Source organism: Citrobacter sp. CRE-46 (assembly GCF_059615875.1).
This window is the reverse complement of record NZ_JCAPUG010000004.1, coordinates 45,368-66,970: the sequence shown is the minus strand read 5'-3', so window position 1 is coordinate 66,970 and position 21,603 is coordinate 45,368. Positions and strand designations below refer to the sequence as shown.

27 protein-coding genes and 1 pseudogene are annotated in these 21,603 nt (G+C 52.8%); 1 reads left to right on the top strand and 27 read right to left on the bottom strand.

The annotated features are described in order from the left end of the window. Position 1: 1 nt before the first annotated feature. The 21 genes from traH to traM all read right to left on the bottom strand — a co-directional run bounded on the left by traH (position 2) and on the right by traM (position 17,091). Positions 2-1,363, bottom strand: coding sequence for a conjugal transfer pilus assembly protein TraH (gene traH / locus AC534G_RS27160; protein WP_275396320.1), 1,362 nt, complete (start codon positions 1,361-1,363; stop codon positions 2-4). Then, positions 1,363-1,974: a type-F conjugative transfer system pilin assembly thiol-disulfide isomerase TrbB gene (trbB, locus tag AC534G_RS27155; RefSeq protein WP_275396319.1), complete on the bottom strand. Its 612-nt coding sequence runs from the start codon at positions 1,972-1,974 to the stop codon at positions 1,363-1,365. Before trbB ends, traH begins: the two co-directional genes overlap by 1 nt. 21 nt (positions 1,975-1,995) lie before the next feature. Further along, positions 1,996-2,775, bottom strand: a complete 780-nt coding sequence (traF, locus tag AC534G_RS27150; protein ID WP_275396318.1) for a type-F conjugative transfer system pilin assembly protein TraF — start codon at positions 2,773-2,775, stop codon at positions 1,996-1,998. Continuing rightward, complete coding sequence (traN, locus tag AC534G_RS27145) at positions 2,772-4,625, bottom strand: type-F conjugative transfer system mating-pair stabilization protein TraN (RefSeq protein WP_208286173.1); 1,854 nt, start codon at positions 4,623-4,625, stop codon at positions 2,772-2,774. Before traN ends, traF begins: the two co-directional genes overlap by 4 nt. Continuing rightward, positions 4,622-5,236, bottom strand: coding sequence for a type-F conjugative transfer system pilin assembly protein TrbC (gene trbC, locus AC534G_RS27140; protein ID WP_208286172.1), 615 nt, complete (start codon positions 5,234-5,236; stop codon positions 4,622-4,624). The genes traN and trbC overlap by 4 nt, the downstream gene beginning before the upstream one ends. Continuing rightward, positions 5,233-5,601, bottom strand: coding sequence for a hypothetical protein (locus AC534G_RS27135; RefSeq protein WP_275396317.1), 369 nt, complete (start codon positions 5,599-5,601; stop codon positions 5,233-5,235). The genes trbC and AC534G_RS27135 overlap by 4 nt, the downstream gene beginning before the upstream one ends. 10 nt (positions 5,602-5,611) lie before the next feature. After that, entirely contained in the window at positions 5,612-6,607 is a 996-nt protein-coding gene (traU, locus tag AC534G_RS27130) for a conjugal transfer pilus assembly protein TraU (protein ID WP_208286168.1), read from the bottom strand. Next, complete coding sequence (gene traW, locus AC534G_RS27125) at positions 6,604-7,239, bottom strand: type-F conjugative transfer system protein TraW (RefSeq protein WP_275396316.1); 636 nt, start codon at positions 7,237-7,239, stop codon at positions 6,604-6,606. The genes traU and traW overlap by 4 nt, the downstream gene beginning before the upstream one ends. Beyond that, on the bottom strand, positions 7,239-7,703 hold the full coding sequence (trbI, locus tag AC534G_RS27120) for a type-F conjugative transfer system protein TrbI (protein ID WP_275396315.1): 465 nt from the start codon (positions 7,701-7,703) through the stop codon (positions 7,239-7,241). The genes traW and trbI overlap by 1 nt, the downstream gene beginning before the upstream one ends. After that, positions 7,700-10,291, bottom strand: coding sequence for a type IV secretion system protein TraC (gene traC, locus AC534G_RS27115; protein ID WP_213165199.1), 2,592 nt, complete (start codon positions 10,289-10,291; stop codon positions 7,700-7,702). The genes trbI and traC overlap by 4 nt, the downstream gene beginning before the upstream one ends. A gap of 9 nt (positions 10,292-10,300) precedes the next feature. Next, positions 10,301-10,915: a type IV conjugative transfer system lipoprotein TraV gene (gene traV / locus AC534G_RS27110; RefSeq protein ID WP_275396314.1), complete on the bottom strand. Its 615-nt coding sequence runs from the start codon at positions 10,913-10,915 to the stop codon at positions 10,301-10,303. Positions 10,916-10,932: 17 nt separating this feature from the next. Next, a complete protein-coding gene (locus AC534G_RS27105; protein WP_315367558.1) occupies positions 10,933-11,376 on the bottom strand; it encodes a hypothetical protein in 444 nt (147 codons plus the stop codon). A 5-nt stretch (positions 11,377-11,381) separates the two neighbouring features. Next, complete coding sequence (locus AC534G_RS27100) at positions 11,382-11,600, bottom strand: hypothetical protein (protein ID WP_275396312.1); 219 nt, start codon at positions 11,598-11,600, stop codon at positions 11,382-11,384. Then, complete coding sequence (locus AC534G_RS27095) at positions 11,601-11,825, bottom strand: TraR/DksA C4-type zinc finger protein (RefSeq protein ID WP_275396311.1); 225 nt, start codon at positions 11,823-11,825, stop codon at positions 11,601-11,603. It abuts the gene before it with no gap. A 110-nt stretch (positions 11,826-11,935) separates the two neighbouring features. Further along, the gene (gene traB, locus AC534G_RS27090) at positions 11,936-13,297 is read right to left on the bottom strand and encodes an F-type conjugal transfer pilus assembly protein TraB (RefSeq protein ID WP_275396310.1); all 1,362 of its coding nucleotides are present in this window, start codon (positions 13,295-13,297) and stop codon (positions 11,936-11,938) included. Further along, entirely contained in the window at positions 13,284-14,024 is a 741-nt protein-coding gene (traK, locus tag AC534G_RS27085) for a type-F conjugative transfer system secretin TraK (protein WP_275396309.1), read from the bottom strand. The genes traB and traK overlap by 14 nt, the downstream gene beginning before the upstream one ends. After that, positions 14,014-14,577: a type IV conjugative transfer system protein TraE gene (traE, locus tag AC534G_RS27080; protein ID WP_015062648.1), complete on the bottom strand. Its 564-nt coding sequence runs from the start codon at positions 14,575-14,577 to the stop codon at positions 14,014-14,016. Before traE ends, traK begins: the two co-directional genes overlap by 11 nt. A gap of 19 nt (positions 14,578-14,596) precedes the next feature. Continuing rightward, positions 14,597-14,902: a type IV conjugative transfer system protein TraL gene (traL, locus tag AC534G_RS27075; protein WP_000398849.1), complete on the bottom strand. Its 306-nt coding sequence runs from the start codon at positions 14,900-14,902 to the stop codon at positions 14,597-14,599. Position 14,903: 1 nt separating this feature from the next. Then, positions 14,904-15,263, bottom strand: a complete 360-nt coding sequence (gene traA / locus AC534G_RS27070; protein ID WP_275396308.1) for a type IV conjugative transfer system pilin TraA — start codon at positions 15,261-15,263, stop codon at positions 14,904-14,906. A gap of 520 nt (positions 15,264-15,783) precedes the next feature. Continuing rightward, the gene (locus tag AC534G_RS27065; RefSeq protein WP_045912003.1) at positions 15,784-16,047 is read right to left on the bottom strand and encodes a hypothetical protein; all 264 of its coding nucleotides are present in this window, start codon (positions 16,045-16,047) and stop codon (positions 15,784-15,786) included. Between the two features lie 657 nt (positions 16,048-16,704). Then, positions 16,705-17,091, bottom strand: coding sequence for a conjugal transfer relaxosome DNA-binding protein TraM (gene traM, locus AC534G_RS27060; RefSeq protein ID WP_045912002.1), 387 nt, complete (start codon positions 17,089-17,091; stop codon positions 16,705-16,707). 468 nt (positions 17,092-17,559) lie between these two features. Between traM and AC534G_RS27055 the strand changes: the two genes are divergently transcribed. Further along, on the top strand, positions 17,560-18,015 hold the full coding sequence (locus AC534G_RS27055; RefSeq protein WP_202039843.1) for a transglycosylase SLT domain-containing protein: 456 nt from the start codon (positions 17,560-17,562) through the stop codon (positions 18,013-18,015). Positions 18,016-18,025: 10 nt separating this feature from the next. Here AC534G_RS27055 and AC534G_RS27050 read toward each other — a convergent pair. From AC534G_RS27050 to AC534G_RS27025, 6 genes and pseudogenes are all read right to left on the bottom strand, one after another. Further along, a pseudogene (locus tag AC534G_RS27050) lies at positions 18,026-18,612 on the bottom strand (antirestriction protein). Between the two features lie 590 nt (positions 18,613-19,202). Further along, complete coding sequence (locus AC534G_RS27045) at positions 19,203-20,036, bottom strand: N-6 DNA methylase (protein ID WP_042005171.1); 834 nt, start codon at positions 20,034-20,036, stop codon at positions 19,203-19,205. A 46-nt stretch (positions 20,037-20,082) separates the two neighbouring features. After that, entirely contained in the window at positions 20,083-20,229 is a 147-nt protein-coding gene (locus tag AC534G_RS27040) for a hypothetical protein (RefSeq protein ID WP_001159046.1), read from the bottom strand. A 94-nt stretch (positions 20,230-20,323) separates the two neighbouring features. Beyond that, on the bottom strand, positions 20,324-20,671 hold the full coding sequence (locus AC534G_RS27035; protein WP_275396307.1) for a hypothetical protein: 348 nt from the start codon (positions 20,669-20,671) through the stop codon (positions 20,324-20,326). Positions 20,672-20,725: 54 nt separating this feature from the next. Then, complete coding sequence (locus AC534G_RS27030; RefSeq protein ID WP_042005169.1) at positions 20,726-21,049, bottom strand: hypothetical protein; 324 nt, start codon at positions 21,047-21,049, stop codon at positions 20,726-20,728. A gap of 20 nt (positions 21,050-21,069) precedes the next feature. Beyond that, positions 21,070-21,228, bottom strand: coding sequence for a hypothetical protein (locus AC534G_RS27025; RefSeq protein WP_231592907.1), 159 nt, complete (start codon positions 21,226-21,228; stop codon positions 21,070-21,072). Positions 21,229-21,603: the final 375 nt, after the last annotated feature.

Here is a 21,603-nt window from a genome sequence, read left to right as displayed (position 1 = left end):
ATCAATTCACCCTGCTGAACTGGTAGTTACCCAGCACACGATCGCTCATTTTTGAGGAGACCTGCTGGCGGATAAAGCGGATTTGCTGCTGCGCGGAGATAAGGGCATCTTCTTTGATCTGCACTTCCATACGCAGCGAGTTAAGCGCCTGACGCGCGTCGGCCAGCCCGCTTTTCAACTCTTTCATATTGGCGCCTGGGTAATCTTTGGTGGCAAGAGATCCGTTAACCACCTTCATCACGGCTTCCAGATACTGCAGATAGATGTCGACCGCGATGTAATCTGTCAGCTGGGCAAAAAGGGACTGCGAGACACTCAGTGACGACTGATCCACAATCCAGGAGAGAATGGGGATGGAGGTACTGTTGATGAACTGCTTCTCTTTTTCCGTCAGCGGCGTGTCGGTGATGGCCTTGTTCTCGATGCTGGTCAGCATGTCCTGCACCATCTTAATAAGCGATTTGTCTGCGGAAATCGTCACGTTATTTAGGGTCGGGGACAGGCATTTATTCTGGTTATCGCAGACGTATACTTTCGCACTACCGCCGCTCATCATCGCTGTCAGCAGGCTCCTGTCGGATGCCATCGAAGACAGGATTCGCACTTCCCCGGAACTGCCGAAAATCACCGAGCCACTGATGCTCATGGCGAACTGACGCAACTCTGCATTGCTGCTGAGCGAGCTGTTGCCGAGCGCATCCCACATCAGGTTTATATCCTTCAGGACCTGGTCCTTTTCCGCACCAGTGGCTTTGTCTGCGACGGAGCCGTATTTGCCGCCGGAGGTACACCCCTGACGGGAGGCCACCCAGTCTGAAAAGACACTTTTCTGCCCGCCAACAGACTGGCAGACGTTCTGCTGACTCTCACCCCACAGCGATGCCACGCTGTCGACCATCGCTTTTGCCGCCTGACAGCTGGACATATTGAACCGGTTAATATCAGCGGCCATCTTCTGCAGGAAGTCTTTCGCAGCCTTCAGTTCTGGTACAGTGGTTTCCAGCGCAAGGTCAAAGAAGTAGCCCGCCGCGTTGGCCATCGTCTGTTTCACAAACGCCATAATCTGGTCGGAGTTTATGAAAGAGAACGCGCCCAGATACACATCAATCCCGCCACACCCTGCGTTAATGGACGGCAGACTGATGGAAACCAGCTGAATGTTCTTGTTACCGGTGCGCGCATAAAACGAGCCGCCGGAGACATAACGTGCAGCCTGCCCCTGCCAGGCTTTTGCCGAGGTGGTATTGCTGGCATAACTCATGTCATTAAAGAATGAATTCATGTCATCCTGCAGCCCGGCATGCGCCGTTCCTGCACTGTACAGGCCCAGCGCAAAGGCCAGGCAGAGCGGTTTCAGTCGCATTATTGTTGTCCCTGCGCGTTGAGTGGAATGCTTTTCCCTGACTGCCGAGCCAGTGCCATACGCAGTACCTCATCGAGCCGGCTGCGAAACTCACCAGTCTCTGCGGCCCCCTGCAGCAGCGGCCAGGTTTCCATCGTGTTGACGTTGGTCAGAAAGGTTGTTGGCGTGGCCACCGGCAGGCCACTCTGGAAATATTCCACCATCACATCCGGTGTTGCCGGCAGGACGTCGGGGAATTCGGCATCCCCCTTCCCGTCAAGGCTGATGGGGAAAACGTCAAGACCGGTTTGCTGAGAAAAGGCTTTAAGAACCGGCGCAAACTGGCGGCAGTACGGGCAGGTCGACTGCATGAACAGCACCACCTTCCAGTCCTGCAGGTTAACTTTCCGCCCGTCACTCAGCGTATACCAGACCGGTGACGTATCCTGAGCGACACGGTCTGTTGTCGGTGTCGCCCTGTTCTCCGGCAGGCTGAGAGCGTCCATTGCAGGGGCGCTGCGGCCCGTTTTTCCGGCTTCAAGAGCACGAATATCATCCAGTGTTCCGGCCTGCAGACAGCCGGCCAGCATCGCCGCCATCAGGATGGCGGTCCGCAATGCAGTAATAAGCATGGGTTACCTCAAAAGACAGTATCAGTAGTCAGGTGCAAAGTGGGTAAGGACGCTGACCATCTGGCGATCCAGGTCGTCGTGGCTCATAAACCCCCACGCAAGGGGTTGCCACTGGTGAGTTTTCGGGTCGACCAGAAACGTGGCCGGGAAGTGGGTGACACGCATTTTTTCGGCCTGTCCGCTGTCAGGGCGACTTTGCGGAAGCTGGTCGCTGAGTTTACCGTCCACGCTGACGGCCATCAGGCTGATCCCCCGATCTTCACAGAAAGCCCGTATCACCCCAGCCATCAGGTTGTCGACAGCATTGTTGCCCCGGTAGAAAAAGAACAGGCCATAACGCTGCGCCACCTGGCTGATAACCGCATTCTGGACCTTCTTCTCTTCAGTCAGGCGGGCTTCCACCGTGCCGTTGTAATGGCTGCGCTTCACGTTGTAATCCAGCTCCGGATACTTCAGCCGGGCCAGTTTCGCCGTCTGGGTGAAGTCCGTTGCCCGGTCAGTCCAGAAGTTCTGCAGTGTCATAAAGCGGCGGAAGTTCTCCGCAGATGGATACAGAATGGCGGTGTCCAGCGCTTCACGGGTCGCCTGCTGGAGCACCTTTTTCTGCTCTGATGGCGTCATGCTGGCCAGACGTTCCCGTAGTGTCGGCGGCGACGCCGGTTCGGGTTCGGCCTCTTCAGCATTGGGGTTGTACCACTGCCATCCCTCTTCCCGGGCATACTCAGGTGCCAGTACATCCTCGGGAGCAGCATGCAGTGATGCTGCCATTATCAGGGCAAGCGCACCGGCAATACATTTCATGGCGCGTTCTCCTGCATTTTTTCGGCAATGATGTCCTGCGCCTTTTTCAGTAATGCCTGGTCTTCCGGGATTTCACTGCCGGCATTAAGATCATCATAGAAATCGCTGAAGTTCATCACGCCAAAGTCGAGTCGCTGCAGTTCATCCACCGTGATGCCCCGGCAGTCCGGTGACTTGCCTTTACCGAACCCCACACCCAGCTGGTCACGACGCCCCTGCTCCTGGACGATACGCGCCAGTTTGGAATCAAACACGCAGTAACCACGTTTTTTCTCGAGACACACGCCCAGCACTTTCTTGCTGCAGTATTCCCCGACATACACCGTCAGCTTTTTATCCTTCGCTTTGCCGAGCGCCTTTTCCTCGCTGCTGCAGCTCGACAGGCCCACATCCTGGCCCCAGCCGGAGTCCTTGCAACAGTTATTGAAGCCCACCGCCATCTTCTTGCAGTGCTGCGCTTCGCCGGTAAAGGCGCGGACGTCCACACCATTGAGCGCGGCCACATCCTCGCCAGCGGCGGCCACTGCCGCGAGCGCCGAGACGGCCTGACCGAACATGTTGCTGGTTCCTGTCTGCGCCTGGGCGCAGCTGCCGTCCTTGCAGAAGAATTCCCCGCCGCAAATCTGGCCGTTACCCTCTTTTTTACGCTCACAGGAGTAGGTCACCTGCTGGCTGACACAGAAGCCGTCGACCGTATCGGCACACTCGCTGCGGGTCACCGTACAGGCTGAATCTTTCATATACTCCCCGCAGGTACCCTCAGTTTCCGTCTGGGTCAGGTACGTGTCCTGCCATTTCCAGCAGTCCTGATGAATGCTGTACGTTTTACCGCCCACAACGACGGTCCGTGTCTCCCCCGGCTCCACACACTGTGAACCGGTCATGGCCCCTTCGGTCTTACTGAACGGGCAACTTTCGGACCACTCTACCCGTGGCACCCACTCTTTCTCGCTGACTTTGACATACAGGGTCAGGGTGAACGTCGCTTTCCCACTGGCCAGCGATTGATAAACCTGCCAGTCCCCGTTACCACCGCTGATACAGTTGCCGTTAGCTGTGCAGCCGGAACCTGTCAGCACCTGTCCCTCGGTAATATTCAGCCCTGGTGCACCACTCAGAGTGAACGTATCCGTCCCGCCCGGTGCGGTCGAGACGTTGAACACAGAGTTCATGAACGTATAACGGGAGTTAAGGAAATAAAAACTGGCATACACCTTCAGTTGTGCATTCATCACGACGCCCGTAACCGGAGAGGTCACGCTGAATACCAGTTGCTTTCCGTTCTGGCTATAGCGGAACTGCCCCGGAGAAATCGTCACATACCGGTAAACCTCGGTGTTTTTCCAGTCCCCGGTAATGGTCGCGGTGCGTGTGCAGTACTGCTCAATTTTGGTGTCCCGCAGGCACTGGTGAGTGGTGATTTCGGTAAAGCTGGCAGGCTGGTCCACGCAACCATCAAACCCGCCGCCGGTGATGGTCTCCGCCTTGTCTTTCATCGCCAGTCCCTCAGAGATAAACGGCGCATCCATTGAGGGCTTGTTATCCGGCGGCGTGTTCAGAATGGATTCGGTGATGGTTTTCCCGGCCTCAGACGTGTTCAGCGCCGTCGAACCGGGAGAGGTCATATCCACACCGGACGACGTTACGCCCCCGTAATAGCCGCTTTCAGCTGGCGAGTCGGTATAGCCGGGGATCACTTCCGCCGGCTTAAACCCCTGTATAGCGCTGGCCCCCTGCCCTTTGCTGGCGTTACCCTGCTGCATGCCCTGATTAAACTGGTCATTGGCGACAAGCGGCGCGACCAGACAGAACGATGTCATCGCCATCAGTAGAGGAAGATAGTGTTTCATTGCACCTCCCCACCCAGCAGGTTCCGGGCCGTGTCAGCGCAGTCCCCCTCCTCCGCCACCCGCTTCAGGGCCTGATGTAAGGTCAGATCCCCCTGAAGCCGGTCAACTGTATCACCCTGGTTGCCGCAGGCGACAATCAGTACCGGTACGGCGGTAATGTTGTACTTACGAAAGGTGGTCGGGTCTATCTGCACGCCTCCGGTATTGCTCTCTTTTACCAGACCAGCTACAGCATTCGCCGTGGCCCGCATGTCGCCGTTCACCATCCCCCGGATAACCACCGGAATATTGAGTTCCGCCGCATCCCTCACGCGCTGCTTCAGCTCATCCGGTGGCATCGAGAAAGACACAAACACCAGGGCCGCATCCACCGGGCGTTCCCCGGGTTGCATGGCCTGACGGAACTGTGAAGCCTGTGAGTCCAGAAAAGCCTGATCCTGTGGTGCCACCGGGCGTGGCTGTTGCAGAAATTCGGGCGTCTGCAGGGCACGAAAACGCTGGCGGTCCAGCTGCAGCTGGTCGTGAATAAACTGGCGGTTCTCAGTATGATCGCTGGCCATCCCGGTCCCGCAGGTCAGAAGCAGGGCCAGCGATATCAGTACGCGTTTCATTGTTTTTCTCCCTGTGGCTTGCCGCGCACCATTCCATAAGCGTGATCTGCAGAGCGAGTTTTCAGCATGTCCTCCCACATCGGCCGCTCCCGGTCGGACATCCGTCGTGTCAGGGACGGCAGCAGGGCACTTACCCACCGGTCAATAAACGCCAGGCGATCCAGCGTCAGCCACACCTGTTCACTACCCGGCGTGGATACCGCCAACGCCGCTTCACGACACTCCAGAATGCACTTGTACGGTGTGCCATGTTTCTCCATCGCCCCGTTCAGCTCTGCAAGTTGCCGCTCCAGCAGGTCCGCCCGGGAGGCGGCCTGTTCGTAGCGATCGAGCAGAAAGTCATACTTTTTTTTACTCACGATCATGCTTTGCTCCTTACAGGAATACGCAATTGCGTTTGCGCCAGAAGAGGTAGCCGAAGTTACGCCGGTCATTAGGCATGTTTTTGCCGGTTTCCCAGCGGGTCACACTACGGCCCAGCGGATGACACTGGCCTGCATCGGGATATTTATTAACCAGGTGATACCGCCAGCGGCTTTTAGGGATGATCGGGGACGGATATTCAAAGCACACGGCGGTGTTTTCACCGATACTGTTCATCACCATGCCCTGACGGTGCAGTTTGAACGCCATACGTTCACTGAGCAGTAAAGAGGTCTGCAGCGGGCTGAATTCGTTAGAGACATAGCCGTTAAACGGATACATGCTGCCCTGACTGCCAGCACACCAGAACAGGGCATCAATGGGTTTCCCCACCAGGCTCGCCACTGCATCTGCCGCACAGGCCCCCTGTGCAATAACGTTGCCAAAGAGAATGGCTTCGGGCTGGATAATCATGCTCAGCGAACTGCTGTCCCACATCGGGTCCAGCTCGGACAGATAACCAATATCCAGGTCGCCACCCTGCAGACAGCCCATCGAGGTAATAATGTTCAGCCAGTAGGTGAGCGGGTATTTGTACCAGTGGACATGGTAAAACGCGCCGGGATTTGCGCGGCTTTCCTGTCCTCCGGTCCCGCTGCCGACGTTACCGATATTGATATTGAACCCGCCCAGATTCACCATGCAGTACGGAGAACGCGTCACGTCCGTCAGCGCCATCGGCTCCCAGTATCCAATGGCCAGCCCCACCCGGTACAGAATGCCCATCGGGCAGAACTGGATGGGCATCGACGGGTTCGGCGTGTCCGGCTGGCGACCTTTGACTACCGGCACATTGCCGATGGTCACCGGAAAGATGCACTCCCAGCAGACATCGGTGATCGGGTTAACAAAATTCCCCTCACATTCTGCGGAAGCCGCCTGTGCCGTGCCGCTCATCCCGGTCAGACACAGAAGCATCAGCCCCAGACCGGCCAGATAACGTTTCATGGCTTCACCTCCGGCGCATCCAGGGAGAACGTGTCTACCCGCAGGCGGCGGCGATCTTCTGCCAGCGTCACCCGGGCCGGGATAGCTTTCAGCTTAAACTTCCGGCAGAGTGAGCCGTCCTGGTCAAAATAGATACGGGTATTGAGGGCGTTCGTGGCCTCACGGACGTCCCCGTTAACCAGAATGACGCGGTACGTCAGTGTCCCGGGCTTCTGTGCCTTCATCCATGCCAGCTGCTGCGGGTTATCTGCATCAATAAAATAGAGCGTGTCGGTGAACGGCACCGTATCCAGCGGGTTAATCACCTGCCCTTTATGGGCGAACACCCGCCCCTGATGGTCTTTCAGATCTTCACTGACCGTCAGCGATGGATCGATATAGTGCGTGGTGTTCTCCTGCGCCAGTGTCAGTCCTTCAACCGGCCTGGGACGCAGAGTATTTTCAATGACACGCTGTTTGAACGCCTCCTGCTCCCGGGCCATCTCGCCGCTGGCCTCCATTGCCTTCAGGCGTGTCTGGATGGTAGTGAGCATGTCCTGCTCAGCAATGGGATACATTTCCCCCCATGTCCCCAGATTTTTTGCCTGTGCTACGCCGGAAATCAGCAACAGTGTCAGCAGCCCTTTTTTCATCAGTTGCCGCCTCCCGCCGCCATTCGGTGTGCCACCCCTGTCTGAATCTCATCAGTGATGTCGCCCGCCCCGCTGACCACAGCAGGCGTCACCAGGATGAGTGCATCATGGCGGCGCTGCCAGTCCTGCAGCTCCGCATTGAGGCTGGTCATAAATCGTTCGGTAAGAGCCTTACTCTGAGCCTCATCCAGTGACTGAGCGCTGGCCTGTTCTGTGAACTGATCCAGCGTTTTTTTCATATCAAAGGACACCACCGTCGGCGTACGCCAGCTAATCAGCAGCGTCGTTACCGCCGCGTTGATACACACAATAGTGGCAGCGACCAGTAGCAGATTGAGCAGGCAACGACGGCGACGTTGCTCCCGCCTGTGTCCTCCCGCTGTGATGTTTATCCCCTTCCTGGCGTCATCAGAAGTGAGAGGGGATTCAGACTGAGCAGGGGTAAGTTTTTGGTCAGTGGTCATGCAGCCTCCGCGAGCGCTTCCAGTTCGCGCATCTCATCAGGAAAGTTACGTTGTGCCAGCTGGTATACAGCGTCATGGATATCCATGTTTTGTTCCCGGCACTGGCGGATAAACTCGAAGTCATCACCCTTTGAACTGAACATCGCGCGACTGAGCGGATCGACAAAGAGACGATGGAAACTGCAGGTATCGTTGATGCGCAGCATAAAGGAGGAGAACCACTGGTCTTTGGCATCACCGAACTTACCGATAACACTGCGCTCCAGCTCGCTGAACTGGTTGGGACGGTTCTGGTTATACTGCTTAAACTCAGAGGCATCCTGTTTGAGGATCACCTTGAAGGCTGAGTTACCCCAGGCCGCTTTTGCAGCGCCGGAAGCATCATCGGCGTCAAAGTCTTTGATGTTCTGGCTGATGGTGATGAACGCGCCACGGTGGCGGCGTACCGTACGGTAGCCGGTTTCAATGAACTGACCGACCTTCTCATTTTTAAAGTTGAGCAGCTTCCAGCCTTCGTCGATGGTGCAACATTTCTTCAGGCTGCGCGGCGTGCGGTACATTTTGTCTTCGATGTAGATGATGAGAGAAAACATTACCGCAACAAGCAGGTCAGGCTTGTCCTGCAGGCCCCCCAGCTCCAGGACGATAAAGCGGGCATCATCGGTCAGTGACGGCTCGTCGCTGTTAAAGTATTCGCCGTAAATTCCCCAGGAGCAGTACTTACCGAGCAGTTCGATAATTTCATCCAGTCGGTTGGTGATACCCGGCGAGTTCTGGTATTTATCATCCTCACGGATGGCCGTCAGCTTCTGGACTACGTGGTCAATTCGGGCTTTTTCCCTGTGTGCTTCCCAGGCCTCCTGAACCCCGCGCAGCAGCAAACTGTGATGGACTTCATCCAGCGTACCGTTAGGGCTTGCCAGCACAGCCAGCTGGTCACGGATACGTTCCCCGGACTCATTGATACTGGAGATGTTGGCAAACGGATTGAATTTGAGTGACTTACCGTCAAGGTACGTGCCACCCACGTTCTCACAGAACGATTTGTAGCCGTCCCCCATATCAAACACCCAGGCGATACCGCCGGAGTCCAGCACGCTGCGCAGGATAGGCTGGACCAGACCGGTTTTACCGGCTCCGGACGTGCCAGTTACCGCCATGTTGTAGTTGGTGTTGCCCATCCCGTCGCCGTAGATATCGAGGAATGCCAGCTGGTTACGGTAGGACGGCGTCAGCAATCCCCCCTGACACAACCGGTTGTCGGCCACCACCGGCAGCAGGTTTACGGCCTGGATACTTTCGGCCCGGCAGGTTGCCCCGCCCATTTTGATGTCTTCCCAGAGCCCTTCCGCATGAATGAAGGGGAGCATTGCTATCCAGTTACGGAACTGCATATAGGTCGGGGAAAACAGATCTATGCCATTCTTCTTGAAGGTATTAATGACCTGCTGTTCGCAGACCAGCGCATCCTCATCCGTATCCGGACAGAACGTGGTGACGTTATAGTAATAGCGGACAATACAGGTCTGGTTGCTGTTAAGATGCTCGCGGATTTCCTTCCATTCTTTGGCCTGTTTGGCCACGCCGGGAAACAGGGTGGCATAGGGAGAGTTTGCTTTTTTCTCCCGGTCGAGATACTTGCGCGTGGCTTCTCCCTGCGTCGCCACCTGGTCTTCGGCCTCCATCACCATCGTGATGACGAACGGGCTGGCGATTGTCAGGTCCGGGCTGAGCAGGTTGGACAGGTTATCGCCTCCCATCCACAGCATGAACATATCCGGGTTGTTCTCCAGCATGAAGTTCATGGCCCGCGTGGAGGTCACGCTGCCCTGACGGTCGGCAAGACTGATGAGAACATCATCCGGACGCACATCGATACCGATACGCTGGTCAACACAGCGCTGATGCAGCTCATCAAATTTACCGACACGAACCTCATCCGGGTACAGCTGATCATGACGGGCATTCAGCATCCCGTGAACCAGCGTGGCCAGCTCCTGGTCATCGGCCGCCTGCGTGTAAATTTTTGCTGCGTCCAGAGAGGAACGCAGCACTTTCAGGGTATGAGCGACTTCCGTCATCACAGCAGCCGTCCGCTTCTTCGCCTTCACGCAGTAGGAGATATACAGGCGGTAGTCACGCAGGGTCAGCGGCAGACCGGTCGGGCTGTTGAACTGCTGCTGCGCCGCGCGCTGATAATATGCCCTGGTGATACGGTTAAATTTGTCAGCATGCTTTCCCTGCCAGCGGAACTCAGACAGGCCCCGGTCAAGCTGATCACCGATCAGCTTGCTGGACACCAGGTGGAATGATATTGGCGTCTTACGCGGCAGCTTACTTTTGATGAGATCTTCCAGCACATACACAATCTGTTCGTTAGCGCCGATAAGGGGCTCTGCACGTAGCAGAAAACCCACCGTACTGCGGTTCACAAACAGCCCACTGTCACGGTCATAGTCACGGTACGGCAGGACGCTGGTCAGCTGCGGGAAGTCCAGGCTGGCCAGATTGCGCGTCATCTCCGACGCGCCATCCGGCATCCGGAAGGCGTTCTGCAGATTTTCCAGTACGTTCAGAAATTTTTTCACCCGAACTCCTTAATTTACCCGGGACGGAAGAACCCAGTCGGCAGGGCTGACCACAAAGGACACCCGACCGGGCTGATGAAAGGCGTTATCGCTGTCCACCCAGGGTGCAATCCAGACCGTGGCTATCTGGTCCTGGCTGCGTTGTGGATGCACCGATCCAGGATGGTCACAGCGCACGCTCTGACATGACGGTGCCGGTGTGACCACGGAGCCGACCGGACGGTAAGCCACTGGTGACGGAGTGGTTGTGACCGGCGTTCCGGCAACCGGACGTGGCGTCAGTGTTGACGCTGCGGCGTTCGTGCTTATACCTGTTGCGGCGCCAGCTGATACTGCGGGTCTGTTGCTGGTTACCTGCGCACCGGAAGATACATTGATGACGGCACGGGATGCTGACGGAACCGCCGCCGCAGAGGTGGCAGGAAGATTAACCAGGGAAGGCAGTCCGCCCGCAGCCGGCTTTCCCGCCTGTTTTGCCGCCTTGTCCCGGGCCAGCTGATTAGCCTTCGTCATGGTCATACAGGTATCAGACGTTGTGGCATCGCAGTCGAAACTGCTTTTGACACCGGCACAACCGGATAACAGCAGGGCACTGCCTGCCAGCAAAAGTGTGATTTTTTTCATCGCTGTTTCCTGAAAAATTATGCGCTGAAGGGTCTGGCTGGCTGCGAAAGCGCTGAGTAAATAAGCTGGATTTCAGCAGCCAGACAATAAGAGGCGTAATGCCAGTCATAATGGGCATTGGCTTCATCCATCTGACGAAGCGGCGAACTTCGAAGACTCTCGATCCGGGAAATACCGTCTTTCAGTTGTGTGTGCCATGTCATGGGTAACCGGGAATAATGCAGTACCCCGATGATTGTTATCAGGCTGGCAACGCTACTGAAAAGGATGGATTCCGTTAACACGTAGCTCATGAACAACATCAGAGTGGCCAGGACAAAAGCCCTTAGCTGCCGGGGAGAAAAATTGTCATGGGTATACGCTACCCGAGCCCGGAGGATATCCAGGTGTTTAGCCCGGGCAATTAACTCCGGCCTGGTCAGGTCGCTGAAATCTCGCAGAAGCAATAAAGAAGCATCCATCACTTTTATTGACCTTCATCCCCAGGCTTCAGTGGATACCAGATGTTGCAGTTCTGACGGATAGCCTCCGCTATCCTCTCTCCGTCATTACCGGAATACCTTTCTTTGAGCAGGCTTACGTCAGACTTCGCCAGGAAAAACTGAGTGACCTGACTTTGTGTCATGGCTTTACCGCTGCCAGTTTTCCCCACTACCATCACATTGGTTTTTCTGCTTCCCATCATTCACCTCTGATAATTTTTTTCCCGAATTTCCAGTACCCGCTGACATTCAGTGCAGGTACGCACGCCAGGTATCGCTCTCTGGCGCCGTTCCTGAATACGGTTTCCACAACATTCACATTGGGTAAGGCTTTCACCTTTAACACTTAACTGTTGTCTGACCGCCTGAATGTGCAGCCTGTGAATCAGGTCTTCCTGCTCCTGCAACTGGTCCAGTACGTCTGCCATCACTCTTTCCTGTGTATGCTGCCCGGACACGCTACCGCCCATCCCTTTCTCGTCTTCCAGGGCACTAACTAATCCGGATTGTGTTGTTGCGGCCGGTTTCCCGGCCCCGTTTACTGTGTGACGACCTGCCCGGTCGTCGGATCGACGGTGTCCCCTACCCTGAAGTCCTTCAGCTGCTTCAGCATGTCCGGGGTGTTACCTGGCATGGCAGCAGGCGTGGATGAGGCAGAAGGCTGATTTTGTTTCTTACGTGCAGCCGCTTTCGCGCGCGCTTCTGCCAGTGTTTCGAGCTGAAAGCCGTCCTGGAAAACCAGCGTGACTTCATTGCCCGCACCGATTGGAATGACGGGGTGGTACTGTTCGGCGCGTTTGATGTAGTAATCAGAGAGTGTTTTGGCCGCAGAACTGACACCACCGCCGAGCCCTGCCTGGCCGATATCGCCGGCGCTCATGCTGGCAGTTGCGCCGACACCCACGGTAGTGGAGGAGGCTTTCTCAATGCCCTTGCCGATCCCGTCCAGGAAGCCCGCGCCCCCGGCATACAGCAGGATCTGGCCGTTACGCATAACCACTTCGCCCTTGATGCCGTTCTTGCCCATAAAGGACACATGACCGGCAATCTTCTGGTCGATGTCGTCATCACCCAGCTTGCAACTGATTGAGCGACTACGAACGATGGCTCGTTCACTGGAAACATCCCCCCATGCCTCCAGGGTCACAAAGCAACCAGTCAGATCGAACTCTTCATCGTTAGGCATCTGAACTTTGCCGGTGAGACGCAGCTGCATCGGGGCGGTATTTTTATCGCCGGTAACGGACGCATTGGCATCAGCCCCTTCCACCACGATCGCTTCAGCAAAACTGCCGGAAGAAATCCACGGGAAACGGGGCTTTTTAGGCCCGGTATCCGGCAGACTGAATTCCTGACTGTCCATCATTCCCGGACGCTGAATGGGGGGCATCACTGGCGCAGCCGGGGCCTGTCCGCCGCCTGCTGGCCAGAAACTGGTCGGGGGTGGAACATTACCAGCGGGTGCAGGTTTCCCCTGAGAGGCCAGCGCCCCCGGCAGAGGTTCGGCACTGAGAGAGTCAAAATTCTTCCCGGCCTCAAGCTGTGTCTGCAGCAACTGGTTCTGATCTTCCAGTTCACGAATGCGATCCTGACTGCCTTTAAGGTCGCGACTGACAAGCCCCATTTCAGTACGCAGTTTTTTAATCTCTGTCTGCGTTTCCTTATTAAGCCGCTGGGCTTCCGCAATGGCAGAACGCTGAACTTTGTTATCAAAGGACTGATTGACCACCCCGGTCATATCCGGCGCGGGTTCTCCTTTTGGCGCTTTGGCGGGCGGCGCTTTCTTCAGATTCATTTCTGAGACCATCCATGTCCCGGCACCGCCAGCACCAATCCCCAGAACAAGAGCTATAAGCAGGGCAACCTGACGACGGCGGACGACTTTATTAACGTTGGCCATCTTCACCCTCCCCGTTTCCACGGATAACGGTGACGGTCATTCTTCCTCCGCCCATCAGAGTCTCTGCGTTGTTATCAAACATCACGGCACGCACACCGGGCTTCCAGAAGTCCTGCTCCCGCAGCGCCACCCCCCAGGTATTGGCATTACGCAGCTCATAACGATCGGCACGCAGCTGGTCGCCCGCCCAGGCTTTCTGGGGGGTAACAGAAAAACCACCGGGGAGACGAATACCGTCAGAAAGAGGTTTTACTTCGCCGTAGCCATCAGGTATGTCGCCCGTCAGCACGGCACGGTTAAGGCTGATGAGCAGCTTTTCGTAAGCCTGAGCGGTTTCCCATTTACGGGTTTCAGGCCGTGAGGGCGGTTCTGCGCTCATCAGTCGATAGACACGACCTTCACCTTTCACCGGCGTGGCCACGACAGAGAAGGTCTGGCCCAGCGCAGTTTCTACAAAAATCGTGAAAGTACGGGTGGCTACCGAGGTGAACAGCACACCTCCGGCCGTTGTCAGCCGCTTGTCTGCCAGCATTCCCCCAGGCGCTGTGATGGCGGTGACTTTGTCACCCGGGATAAAAATCATGTTGGGATCGGTATTGCTGATACTCAGCCGAAACTGGCCGCCCTGTGGCAGGCTTATCGTGGCAGGTGACTGTGCCTGCGCAGCCGGGGGCATAACGACCATCATGGCTGTACCAAACAAAAACGCCGGAAGATTATTTTTCATTGGTCACCTCATAGAACCGGCCGATACGGGTAAAGCCTCCGGTGTACTTCAGACGAAGCCGGTAGGTTTTTATTTCCGTGGAAGGCTTAGAGTTACCAATCCACATTTTCAGCACGCCACGAACATCGATTCGGCCGTCAACGGGATAGACATTGATTTCTGTGGTGTAGAACGTGGAATTCACATCATTGGCTTTAATCTGTGCTGCCTCTTCCTGGAGTACTTTTTTAAATTCCTCCCGGGCCTCTGGTTCGACAAAAGACATCAGAAAAGCGTGGTTGGAATCGACCGTTTCAGGCGAGACATTGAGACGCAGGGCCAGGAAGGACAGCGTCATCATCCGGAAATACTCGGTATCGGCTTTCGTTTCGGATACCACAAAAGGCGCGTTGTAGGTCATCGGTGTGACGACTGTACGTTGTTCGTGGATGAGTGCTCTGTTGGTCACAGCCAGCCATGCCACGGCAAAGCCCAGAATAAAGACCAGTGTCGTGAGCGACAGAATAATAACGGCAATAATTTTGGTGGATGAATTACGAGCGCTGATTTCCATAATATGGCCCTGCGGTAATTTATTTTATCCATTTCCTGAAACTGGAATCGGGAATAACGCGGTAGACAACCCGGAATAATTCAGTGGGCAGATACCAGTAACACCAGTTGTATAACCAGCGGGAACTCTTTCCGCGTTTCGCCGCCCTGATCAGTTGCCAGATAACTGCCGCAATAATCAGACTGAATAAATATTTCTTGGTGAAAAATCCCCACAGCAAAACAACCGCTGCGGGGATAGCTTCATCAAGGGGCAGTCCAATAATGCGGTTCTGCTCTGACAGGGTTTTCGGGAAACGGTATTTGTCTAAATCGTTTCCCTCCATATCAGTTGATGAAGGTAAGACCGACGGTAGTGAAGACGATAACCACAACCAGGCCCAGCAGGATCAACAGGTTCTTGGTGCGGATATACATCGCCACACCGACAATCAGTTCGGCGATGATGATACACATCATGACGAATGAGTCGGCACCGAAGGTGGCTTTCACATCATCCTTGCCCCCGGCCAGCAGGTCGGTTGCATTGGCCATCTGTCCCACACCGAGTAACAGCAGCGGAGACAGCGCAGCCAGACGGGACAGCGCTTTTTTAGTGGTCACTCCACGCCATGCCATCTGGCAGTACCGCCATGCACGGTTTTTTACAGACGCGGGGAGGCCGCCTTTTGATAAGGATAAATTCATAGAAACTCCATTTATATTATTTACAAAACAACCCAGAGCGGTATTGACGGGTTAAGTCAATCCGGCACAGAGCCATTAAAAAATTGGCTCTGTAACAGACATCTCAACTCTAATAACCTGACTCTATTGTTTCTCTTTCTCGTCAGACTCAAAATGCAGCTCAATAATATGTCTGGCTTCTTTAGCAATAGTCCGACGTTCTTTACCAGCCTGCATCTTAAGTTGTTCATACGTCGTCATGTCCAAAAATATATTTACATACCTTCCCACTGGCAAAAAAAACTTACTCTTGTCCTCCATCAACCGTTGCCCCTTTAGAAGATTTTTTAAACTGAAAAAAGCATGACATAAAAAAAAACGATTAGATAGTTGCAAGAAACAACCCCAACACCCTATGTATATGAATATGAAAAATAAACAAAAAAGTTAATTTCCGGGAAAAATCCGGCAACCTGAAATTGATTAAAATCAAAAGAAAAGCGTGACATTCATCACATCACGCTTTTGGGGAAATTACGATTTACAGCGCTGGTCTTAGATGTTTATAAAGTTCAAGTCGTACTGCATATACTGCCTTGACCATGTCCAGTTTTGATATATTGTACATTTCACAGAATTCACGTAGCACTTTAGACACAGCCTGGTGACTAACCCCTTTGTGATAAGCAATATCCTTGCAGGTCATTCCGTAAACAAAGTAAGTAACAATTTCAATCTTATTATCACTAACCCTGGGAAAAACCTTGCGTAATTCTGCCATAAAGATAGGATCGATGATAACCATCGGTAACCTCCTGTTAAATTTATCCGGTTATTGGTGGCCAGCGATGACAGGGGGGGCCAACCCCTGCCATCGCGACAAAAGCAAATCAACTTAATAAATAGATTCTTCTCCCTGGGAATAATTGATTTACCTTAAATCAAATATACAACATCACAGATCAGCGCTCAATAAATACCAAAGTTACGCATTAATTTATGATTAAGCTCACAAAAAAAATCCTAAAATTTAAATACAAAACAAGATCAGATAAAGAAACAGCTTGATTAGTTCGGGAAGGAATAGAAAGCCAGATGAGATACTTCATGGTGAGATATAAGAACTTTCCCACGAAAGAAAACTGACCACAAGCTGCATCAGATAAATGTTATAGCCTCAAAGCTCTTATCATGCTGTAAATTAAACATGATCACCAGAAAACGATCATTACTTGAATAACACCTGATTATCTAAACTAGCAACATGAGAAGAGATCATTTCAGAGACATCGGCTTCGCTGGACAAAACAGCTATCCATTCAGACTCAACCCCGTGAGTGATAATACTCAGACAGTTATTTCAGCGTGAAAAATTCCAACCTGACCAACTAAGAAATACAATACTCAACAAAGCCTCCTGTACAAGGATATGGGCAGGAGGCCAGATAAATAAACTGTAGGCTTAGTCCGTTTCTTCATCTTCAGGAAAGAAAATACTCACCTGGTCTTCTGCAAATTTTGCTATGGATCTTTTGATGACTTCATTATCAAAGTTACCATTGCTTATAACTTCATGACTTAGCGCGCCCATCTTCATTATCTCTGAACACATAAACCGGACTCTGGCCATGTTATCCAGCATGATCTTGTTATACTCCATCTGGTTAAAACCACCTTCCTTTTTCTCTCTCTGAATCCGGTATACTCTGAGGCCGAGTTCGACGAGCATTGAAGTAACTGACGATACTGTTGCATCATGTTCCGTTGCGCCTTCCTGTCTCCTTTCTGTAACCAGAGATTCAATTTCTTCACGAACCTGATTGCTGACAAAAGTTTGTATACGTGGCATCGTTGATCCTTCTGAAACCAATAATCATGATTAATTAGAAATATTAACTGAATACTTTTATCCATAGTATAAGGCGAGTATACCATTAAAAAATGAAGAGTATAGATGCGAGTATGGAAGGTTGTTAAACAAGAGTATACTCGCGAGTACACTCCATCTAATATATTGAATTTATTTAAATACTCTAATTAGAGTATACCCTACACTCTAATTAGAGTGTCATTAGAGTATGGTTACACTCTATATCACAACACTTTTTCTAAAATACGGCATAAAAATAACTCTAACAGCATGTTTTTAAAGGCTTATCGTGCAAGATGAAATCTTGCGAGGTGTGTGGGACTTTGATGTTAAGGAGCAGGCATACAGAAATATGTCAGCCAGGAAGAATTCAGTATTTCCGGGCATTGCCGTTTTTTATGAAAAATGGCACTCTGGCTAAAGAGAAGGTAATGAGGAATAGCTGACGTGAGGAAAACTCTGATTACTGGGCTACTGGCGATAACATTTTCTGTTAATGCGCAGGACTGTTTTGAAATGGCGGGCAGGGATTATAGGATCGAGCCGGATCTGTTACGGGCGGTTTCGTTCCGTGAGTCGTCCTGGCGTGATAATGCGCTCAACGTTGTATCACAGAGCGAATATGCTGTCGGTAAGATGCAAATACACTCACAAAATTTTTCGCATCTGGCTCAGTTCGGGATCACTCCCCAACAACTTTATACTGACAGTTGCCTTAACATTTACACTGGCGCTTACTACCTTGCCATTGCTTTTAAACGCTGGGGATACTCATGGCGGGCTGTAGGGGCTTATAATGCAGGATTTCGTGAAACGGAAGTACAGGAGAAAAAGCGCCAGCAATATGCAAAAGAAATTCAGGCAATTTATGTTGCCATCAAAAAAAATGCGCCACCAGAGTGACGCAATTGTTTTAATCGATAGCCCGCCATATCAATCCACGTTCCGGATGTTGAATAAGACTGACATAATCCTTCAGGGCATCCTGACGGGCGACAAGATATTTACAGACTTTCGCATATTCAGCCCCCATATCGGCTGCCTGCCAGGACAGCCAGTTCATTATCATCAACGTTGCAATAATTCCGGCAGCATCGGCACTAACCTCTGATTCAAAATAATTACCAGGAATGCACATGTTATATCGTTGTTCTCCTGCAGGTGCGATATATCCGGTTTGTGTAGTAGTGAAGATAATTTTGTTCGGTGCCACATTTCCACCAACACCCTGCGGAATGATCCAGTAGTTCCAGAAACCGCCATCATAATCTGAATGCTGGCGTAACCAACTGGCGATCATATTGTCTGCGGTTGGTGTAAAAAAAAGGGCTGGGATGAAATCAAGTCGTTCATTATCATCGATTACACAATAGCGCTGGAATTTATCTGTTTTAAATTGTTCGGCTGATTCACGAGTGGCGGTTTTGACGTTAATTGTGTGCATTCTGGTTTTCTCCTTATGGATTTATTAAATCGTTCGACTTCATCACTGAGCGGCAAAGGGCAATGAGCAGCTGCCAGGAATAAATAAAAGGGCGCGCAGCGTTTATATACCCTTTTATTTATTCCTGACTGATGCTAAAAGCAGCCCTCCGCGAATTGATGAAATCGGGCGATATATCCTCAGGGAGAATGCACACAATCCGGAACGGAAAATCGGCGCGAGACGAATTACCGTTCCGGCCATTAAAGTGGCGGGAATTTATTACCGCCACGGTTCAGGCGGCGCATCCTTAAAGGATGCAGCAAGCGGCATTTTGATGTTGCGACAGCCTGGGATGGAAACCCGCTGCCCCGCAGGGGCCGGGCAGAGACAGCGCAGCTGGCTCGGTGCGAAGCATGACAGCCCCGGTTCCCGTCAGGGAAGTCGCCCGGTTTGATATTTATTATTTTATATACAATGAATAAATACCAAAAGAGACAAACAGAATAATTCCGGATGAGAGGTGACAGGCAGGAATAAATAATAATATGACAATTACGCGCCTGAGTAATATGTGCGGCGCGTAGCGCAGCAGGTATTACTCTGCGCCGCAGGCGCGCGGCCTTTAACAGCAGTCGGGCAGATTATCCCCTGCCCTTCTGGTTACTTACGCGGCATCCGATAGTCCGCGCATAAATGCCAGCATAACCCTGTGTCGGTTCAGGTCCGTCAGACGTTTTTCAAAGTCGTTGAAGTAATACACTGGCGTATACCGCACCCGGTTAAACTGCATAGTGAGAGTGTTACCCGTCACCACTTCCGCAGCAATACCCAGCAGTGACAACTGGATAAAAGCCATATCAGCCGCCACAGGATCAATATCGATGCAACTGCCGAACATGTGCCAGGAAGGATTGATATCTGCTTCAAGCAGACACTCGGCATAAGCAATCAGCATTCCCGCCGCACCACTGGCGGGGTCACTGACTGTCACTATTCCTTCCCGCCGGATGGTGTCCTGAATTCCCGGCATCAGCAGGCGCGCCATCAGGCACTGTACGGAATAGGGGGTAAAATACTGCCCGCGAAAATTATCTCCGAGTTCAAGCTCCATGAAAATCGCGCCGAGAAAATCATGAAATTTTGCCTCCAGCGCACACACCATCAGGCTGAACATTTCGTTCATGTTCTCAATATCGGCGGTGGTGTAGCGATCGCAAATTTTCCGACAGTGCGCCATACTCTCCGGCGTTCTTATCCGGGCCATATCCAGCTCACTGGCTGCCAGCGCCAGAAAATCGCTGAACACTTCCCAGCGCCGAAGATGGCAGCCTGTGGACCTGAACACGCTGATAAAGCGGCTCCGGCTGTACTGTGCACTCATCAGCCTGTGAACAGACGGGAAATACCCGTTACCCGCCTGCGCATCCTGAGTGACACAACAACCGCCAGCGCTCTCTCTGGCCATATCAAAGACATCGACAAAATTCAGTTGTGACATGAAAATCTCCTGTAATGCCGTCCCCGAAGGGACGGCAGGTTTCACATCACGCGAGGCCGAGGCCAGCGTATACCACTGTCATGAACTGCTGCCAGTACTCCAGTTTTAAGGCCGGAACACGGGCGCGTTTACCACTGCGCAGGGCATTTACAAATGCGTTCGCCTGTGCGACGATTTGCGGGTCAAATTGCATGGTTTAATCTCCATGTTGATTTTGCGTATGCCGGATGCAAACTTTTGCGGGTGTGTCATCCGGCGTGGAATGAGCAGGCTTATGCCTGCTTTTTTCATTTCTGGCTCTTGTCTGATACCTCCTTAACGCGGGCCAGAATTTCCGCGTGGTCAAGGTTGCTGTAGTCACGCATCCGGTAATAACGGATACCGATTCGTGCATAAATTTCGGTCACGTTGCCGCAGATCATTTCTGCCAGCATGAAGGTTTCGCACTCACCGTTCTCACTGCTTCGCCAGTTCATCGGATACATCAGCCCCAGCGCATCATGGAAAGCGTGTACGTCGATTTCAGCAGGGGCTTTCACCGCCGCCTGTTCACGGCTCAGCCAGTAGGCCCGCTCAGCCTCAGCGGTGGTCTGCATCCCCGGCATAGCGGAAGATTCAGTCAGGTGTAAATGCATGTTGTTCTCCTTCTGTTAAAAAGGGCCAGCACACCGCTGCCCCCGATTCATGGATCAGTAATCTGCCGCCAGTTCGTTCATCAGATCGTCACATTCACCCTGTGCGCGTTCTTCCTCTGCCAGTGTCAGCATGTAGCCTCTTTTCGCCGCTGTGCCGATAAATACAGGACGGTCTTTCAGTGGCAGTTCTGCCAGGTAATTCATGGCCATACCTAACAGACGGGACTCATAAATCTCGTAATGCAGGCCACATCCACGATTGGCCTGTTTTTCCATGCCAGCCAACACCACATCTGCGCGAATAACGTCGAACGCGTTACGGGAATAGATATTGCGAACAAAACCATCAGTACGCAGATTCATATTTCTACGGTTCATAACAGTTCTCCTTCAGTGGGTTAATTCACACCTAAACGCTGGAACATATCTGCGATAATGTTCCGCCGTGCATATGACGCACCAACTGCCTTCAAATCAGCCAGGACGTTAAATGCATAGCTGGCGTCCTGTCCGTGGAATGCCAGTACCTTTGCAGCAATAGGTTCAGCGCCGGACATAACCCATCTTTCGGAAGATTCTTTGGTGGCGGTTTTGACGTTGACGTTCTGTGTGTTCATCCTGCTTTTCCTCTTATCTGGTGGTTAATCCATCTCTCGGTGAGTTCCCTGGCGGCAAAGGGCAAAGGAGCAACGACGTACGGAGGAAGGAAAGGGGCGGAGACAAAAGTTTTTGCGGTCCCAGGCAAAAAGTTTTGGCGGAGTTTATATACCCCTTGGATGACGACACGGCGGTGCTACGACCAGCCCTCCGCCCGGGGACTTAACGTGAGATGGCTCACCAGATGTATGAGAAGAGGATGAACACACCCGACACGGCGGAACGGCGTGGCGTCACTTGAATGCCGGCGGCTTTATCGCCGGCACGGTGAAAAG

Coding starts and splice junctions, on each gene's coding strand:
- traU (WP_208286168.1), bottom strand. CDS start 6,607: ATGAAACGTTATCTGGCCGGTCTGGGGCTGATGCTTCTGTGTCTGACC.
- traK (WP_275396309.1), bottom strand. CDS start 14,024: ATGAAAAATAATCTTCCGGCGTTTTTGTTTGGTACAGCCATGATGGTC.
- AC534G_RS27040 (WP_001159046.1), bottom strand. CDS start 20,229: ATGCAATTTGACCCGCAAATCGTCGCACAGGCGAACGCATTTGTAAAT.
- traF (WP_275396318.1), bottom strand. CDS start 2,775: ATGAAATGTATTGCCGGTGCGCTTGCCCTGATAATGGCAGCATCACTG.
- AC534G_RS27105 (WP_315367558.1), bottom strand. CDS start 11,376: ATGGATGCTTCTTTATTGCTTCTGCGAGATTTCAGCGACCTGACCAGG.
- traE (WP_015062648.1), bottom strand. CDS start 14,577: ATGGAAATCAGCGCTCGTAATTCATCCACCAAAATTATTGCCGTTATT.
- traW (WP_275396316.1), bottom strand. CDS start 7,239: ATGAAAAAAGGGCTGCTGACACTGTTGCTGATTTCCGGCGTAGCACAG.
- trbB (WP_275396319.1), bottom strand. CDS start 1,974: ATGCTTATTACTGCATTGCGGACCGCCATCCTGATGGCGGCGATGCTG.
- trbC (WP_208286172.1), bottom strand. CDS start 5,236: ATGAAACGCGTACTGATATCGCTGGCCCTGCTTCTGACCTGCGGGACC.
- traM (WP_045912002.1), bottom strand. CDS start 17,091: ATGCCACGTATACAAACTTTTGTCAGCAATCAGGTTCGTGAAGAAATT.
- AC534G_RS27025 (WP_231592907.1), bottom strand. CDS start 21,228: ATGTCCGGCGCTGAACCTATTGCTGCAAAGGTACTGGCATTCCACGGA.
- AC534G_RS27030 (WP_042005169.1), bottom strand. CDS start 21,049: ATGAACCGTAGAAATATGAATCTGCGTACTGATGGTTTTGTTCGCAAT.
- trbI (WP_275396315.1), bottom strand. CDS start 7,703: ATGACCACTGACCAAAAACTTACCCCTGCTCAGTCTGAATCCCCTCTC.
- traA (WP_275396308.1), bottom strand. CDS start 15,263: ATGAATTTATCCTTATCAAAAGGCGGCCTCCCCGCGTCTGTAAAAAAC.
- traV (WP_275396314.1), bottom strand. CDS start 10,915: ATGAAAAAAATCACACTTTTGCTGGCAGGCAGTGCCCTGCTGTTATCC.
- traL (WP_000398849.1), bottom strand. CDS start 14,902: ATGGAGGGAAACGATTTAGACAAATACCGTTTCCCGAAAACCCTGTCA.
- AC534G_RS27135 (WP_275396317.1), bottom strand. CDS start 5,601: ATGATCGTGAGTAAAAAAAAGTATGACTTTCTGCTCGATCGCTACGAA.
- AC534G_RS27095 (WP_275396311.1), bottom strand. CDS start 11,825: ATGGCAGACGTACTGGACCAGTTGCAGGAGCAGGAAGACCTGATTCAC.
- traH (WP_275396320.1), bottom strand. CDS start 1,363: ATGCGACTGAAACCGCTCTGCCTGGCCTTTGCGCTGGGCCTGTACAGT.
- traN (WP_208286173.1), bottom strand. CDS start 4,625: ATGAAACACTATCTTCCTCTACTGATGGCGATGACATCGTTCTGTCTG.
- AC534G_RS27035 (WP_275396307.1), bottom strand. CDS start 20,671: ATGCATTTACACCTGACTGAATCTTCCGCTATGCCGGGGATGCAGACC.
- AC534G_RS27100 (WP_275396312.1), bottom strand. CDS start 11,600: ATGATGGGAAGCAGAAAAACCAATGTGATGGTAGTGGGGAAAACTGGC.
- AC534G_RS27045 (WP_042005171.1), bottom strand. CDS start 20,036: ATGTCACAACTGAATTTTGTCGATGTCTTTGATATGGCCAGAGAGAGC.
- traB (WP_275396310.1), bottom strand. CDS start 13,297: ATGGCCAACGTTAATAAAGTCGTCCGCCGTCGTCAGGTTGCCCTGCTT.
- AC534G_RS27065 (WP_045912003.1), bottom strand. CDS start 16,047: ATGGTTATCATCGATCCTATCTTTATGGCAGAATTACGCAAGGTTTTT.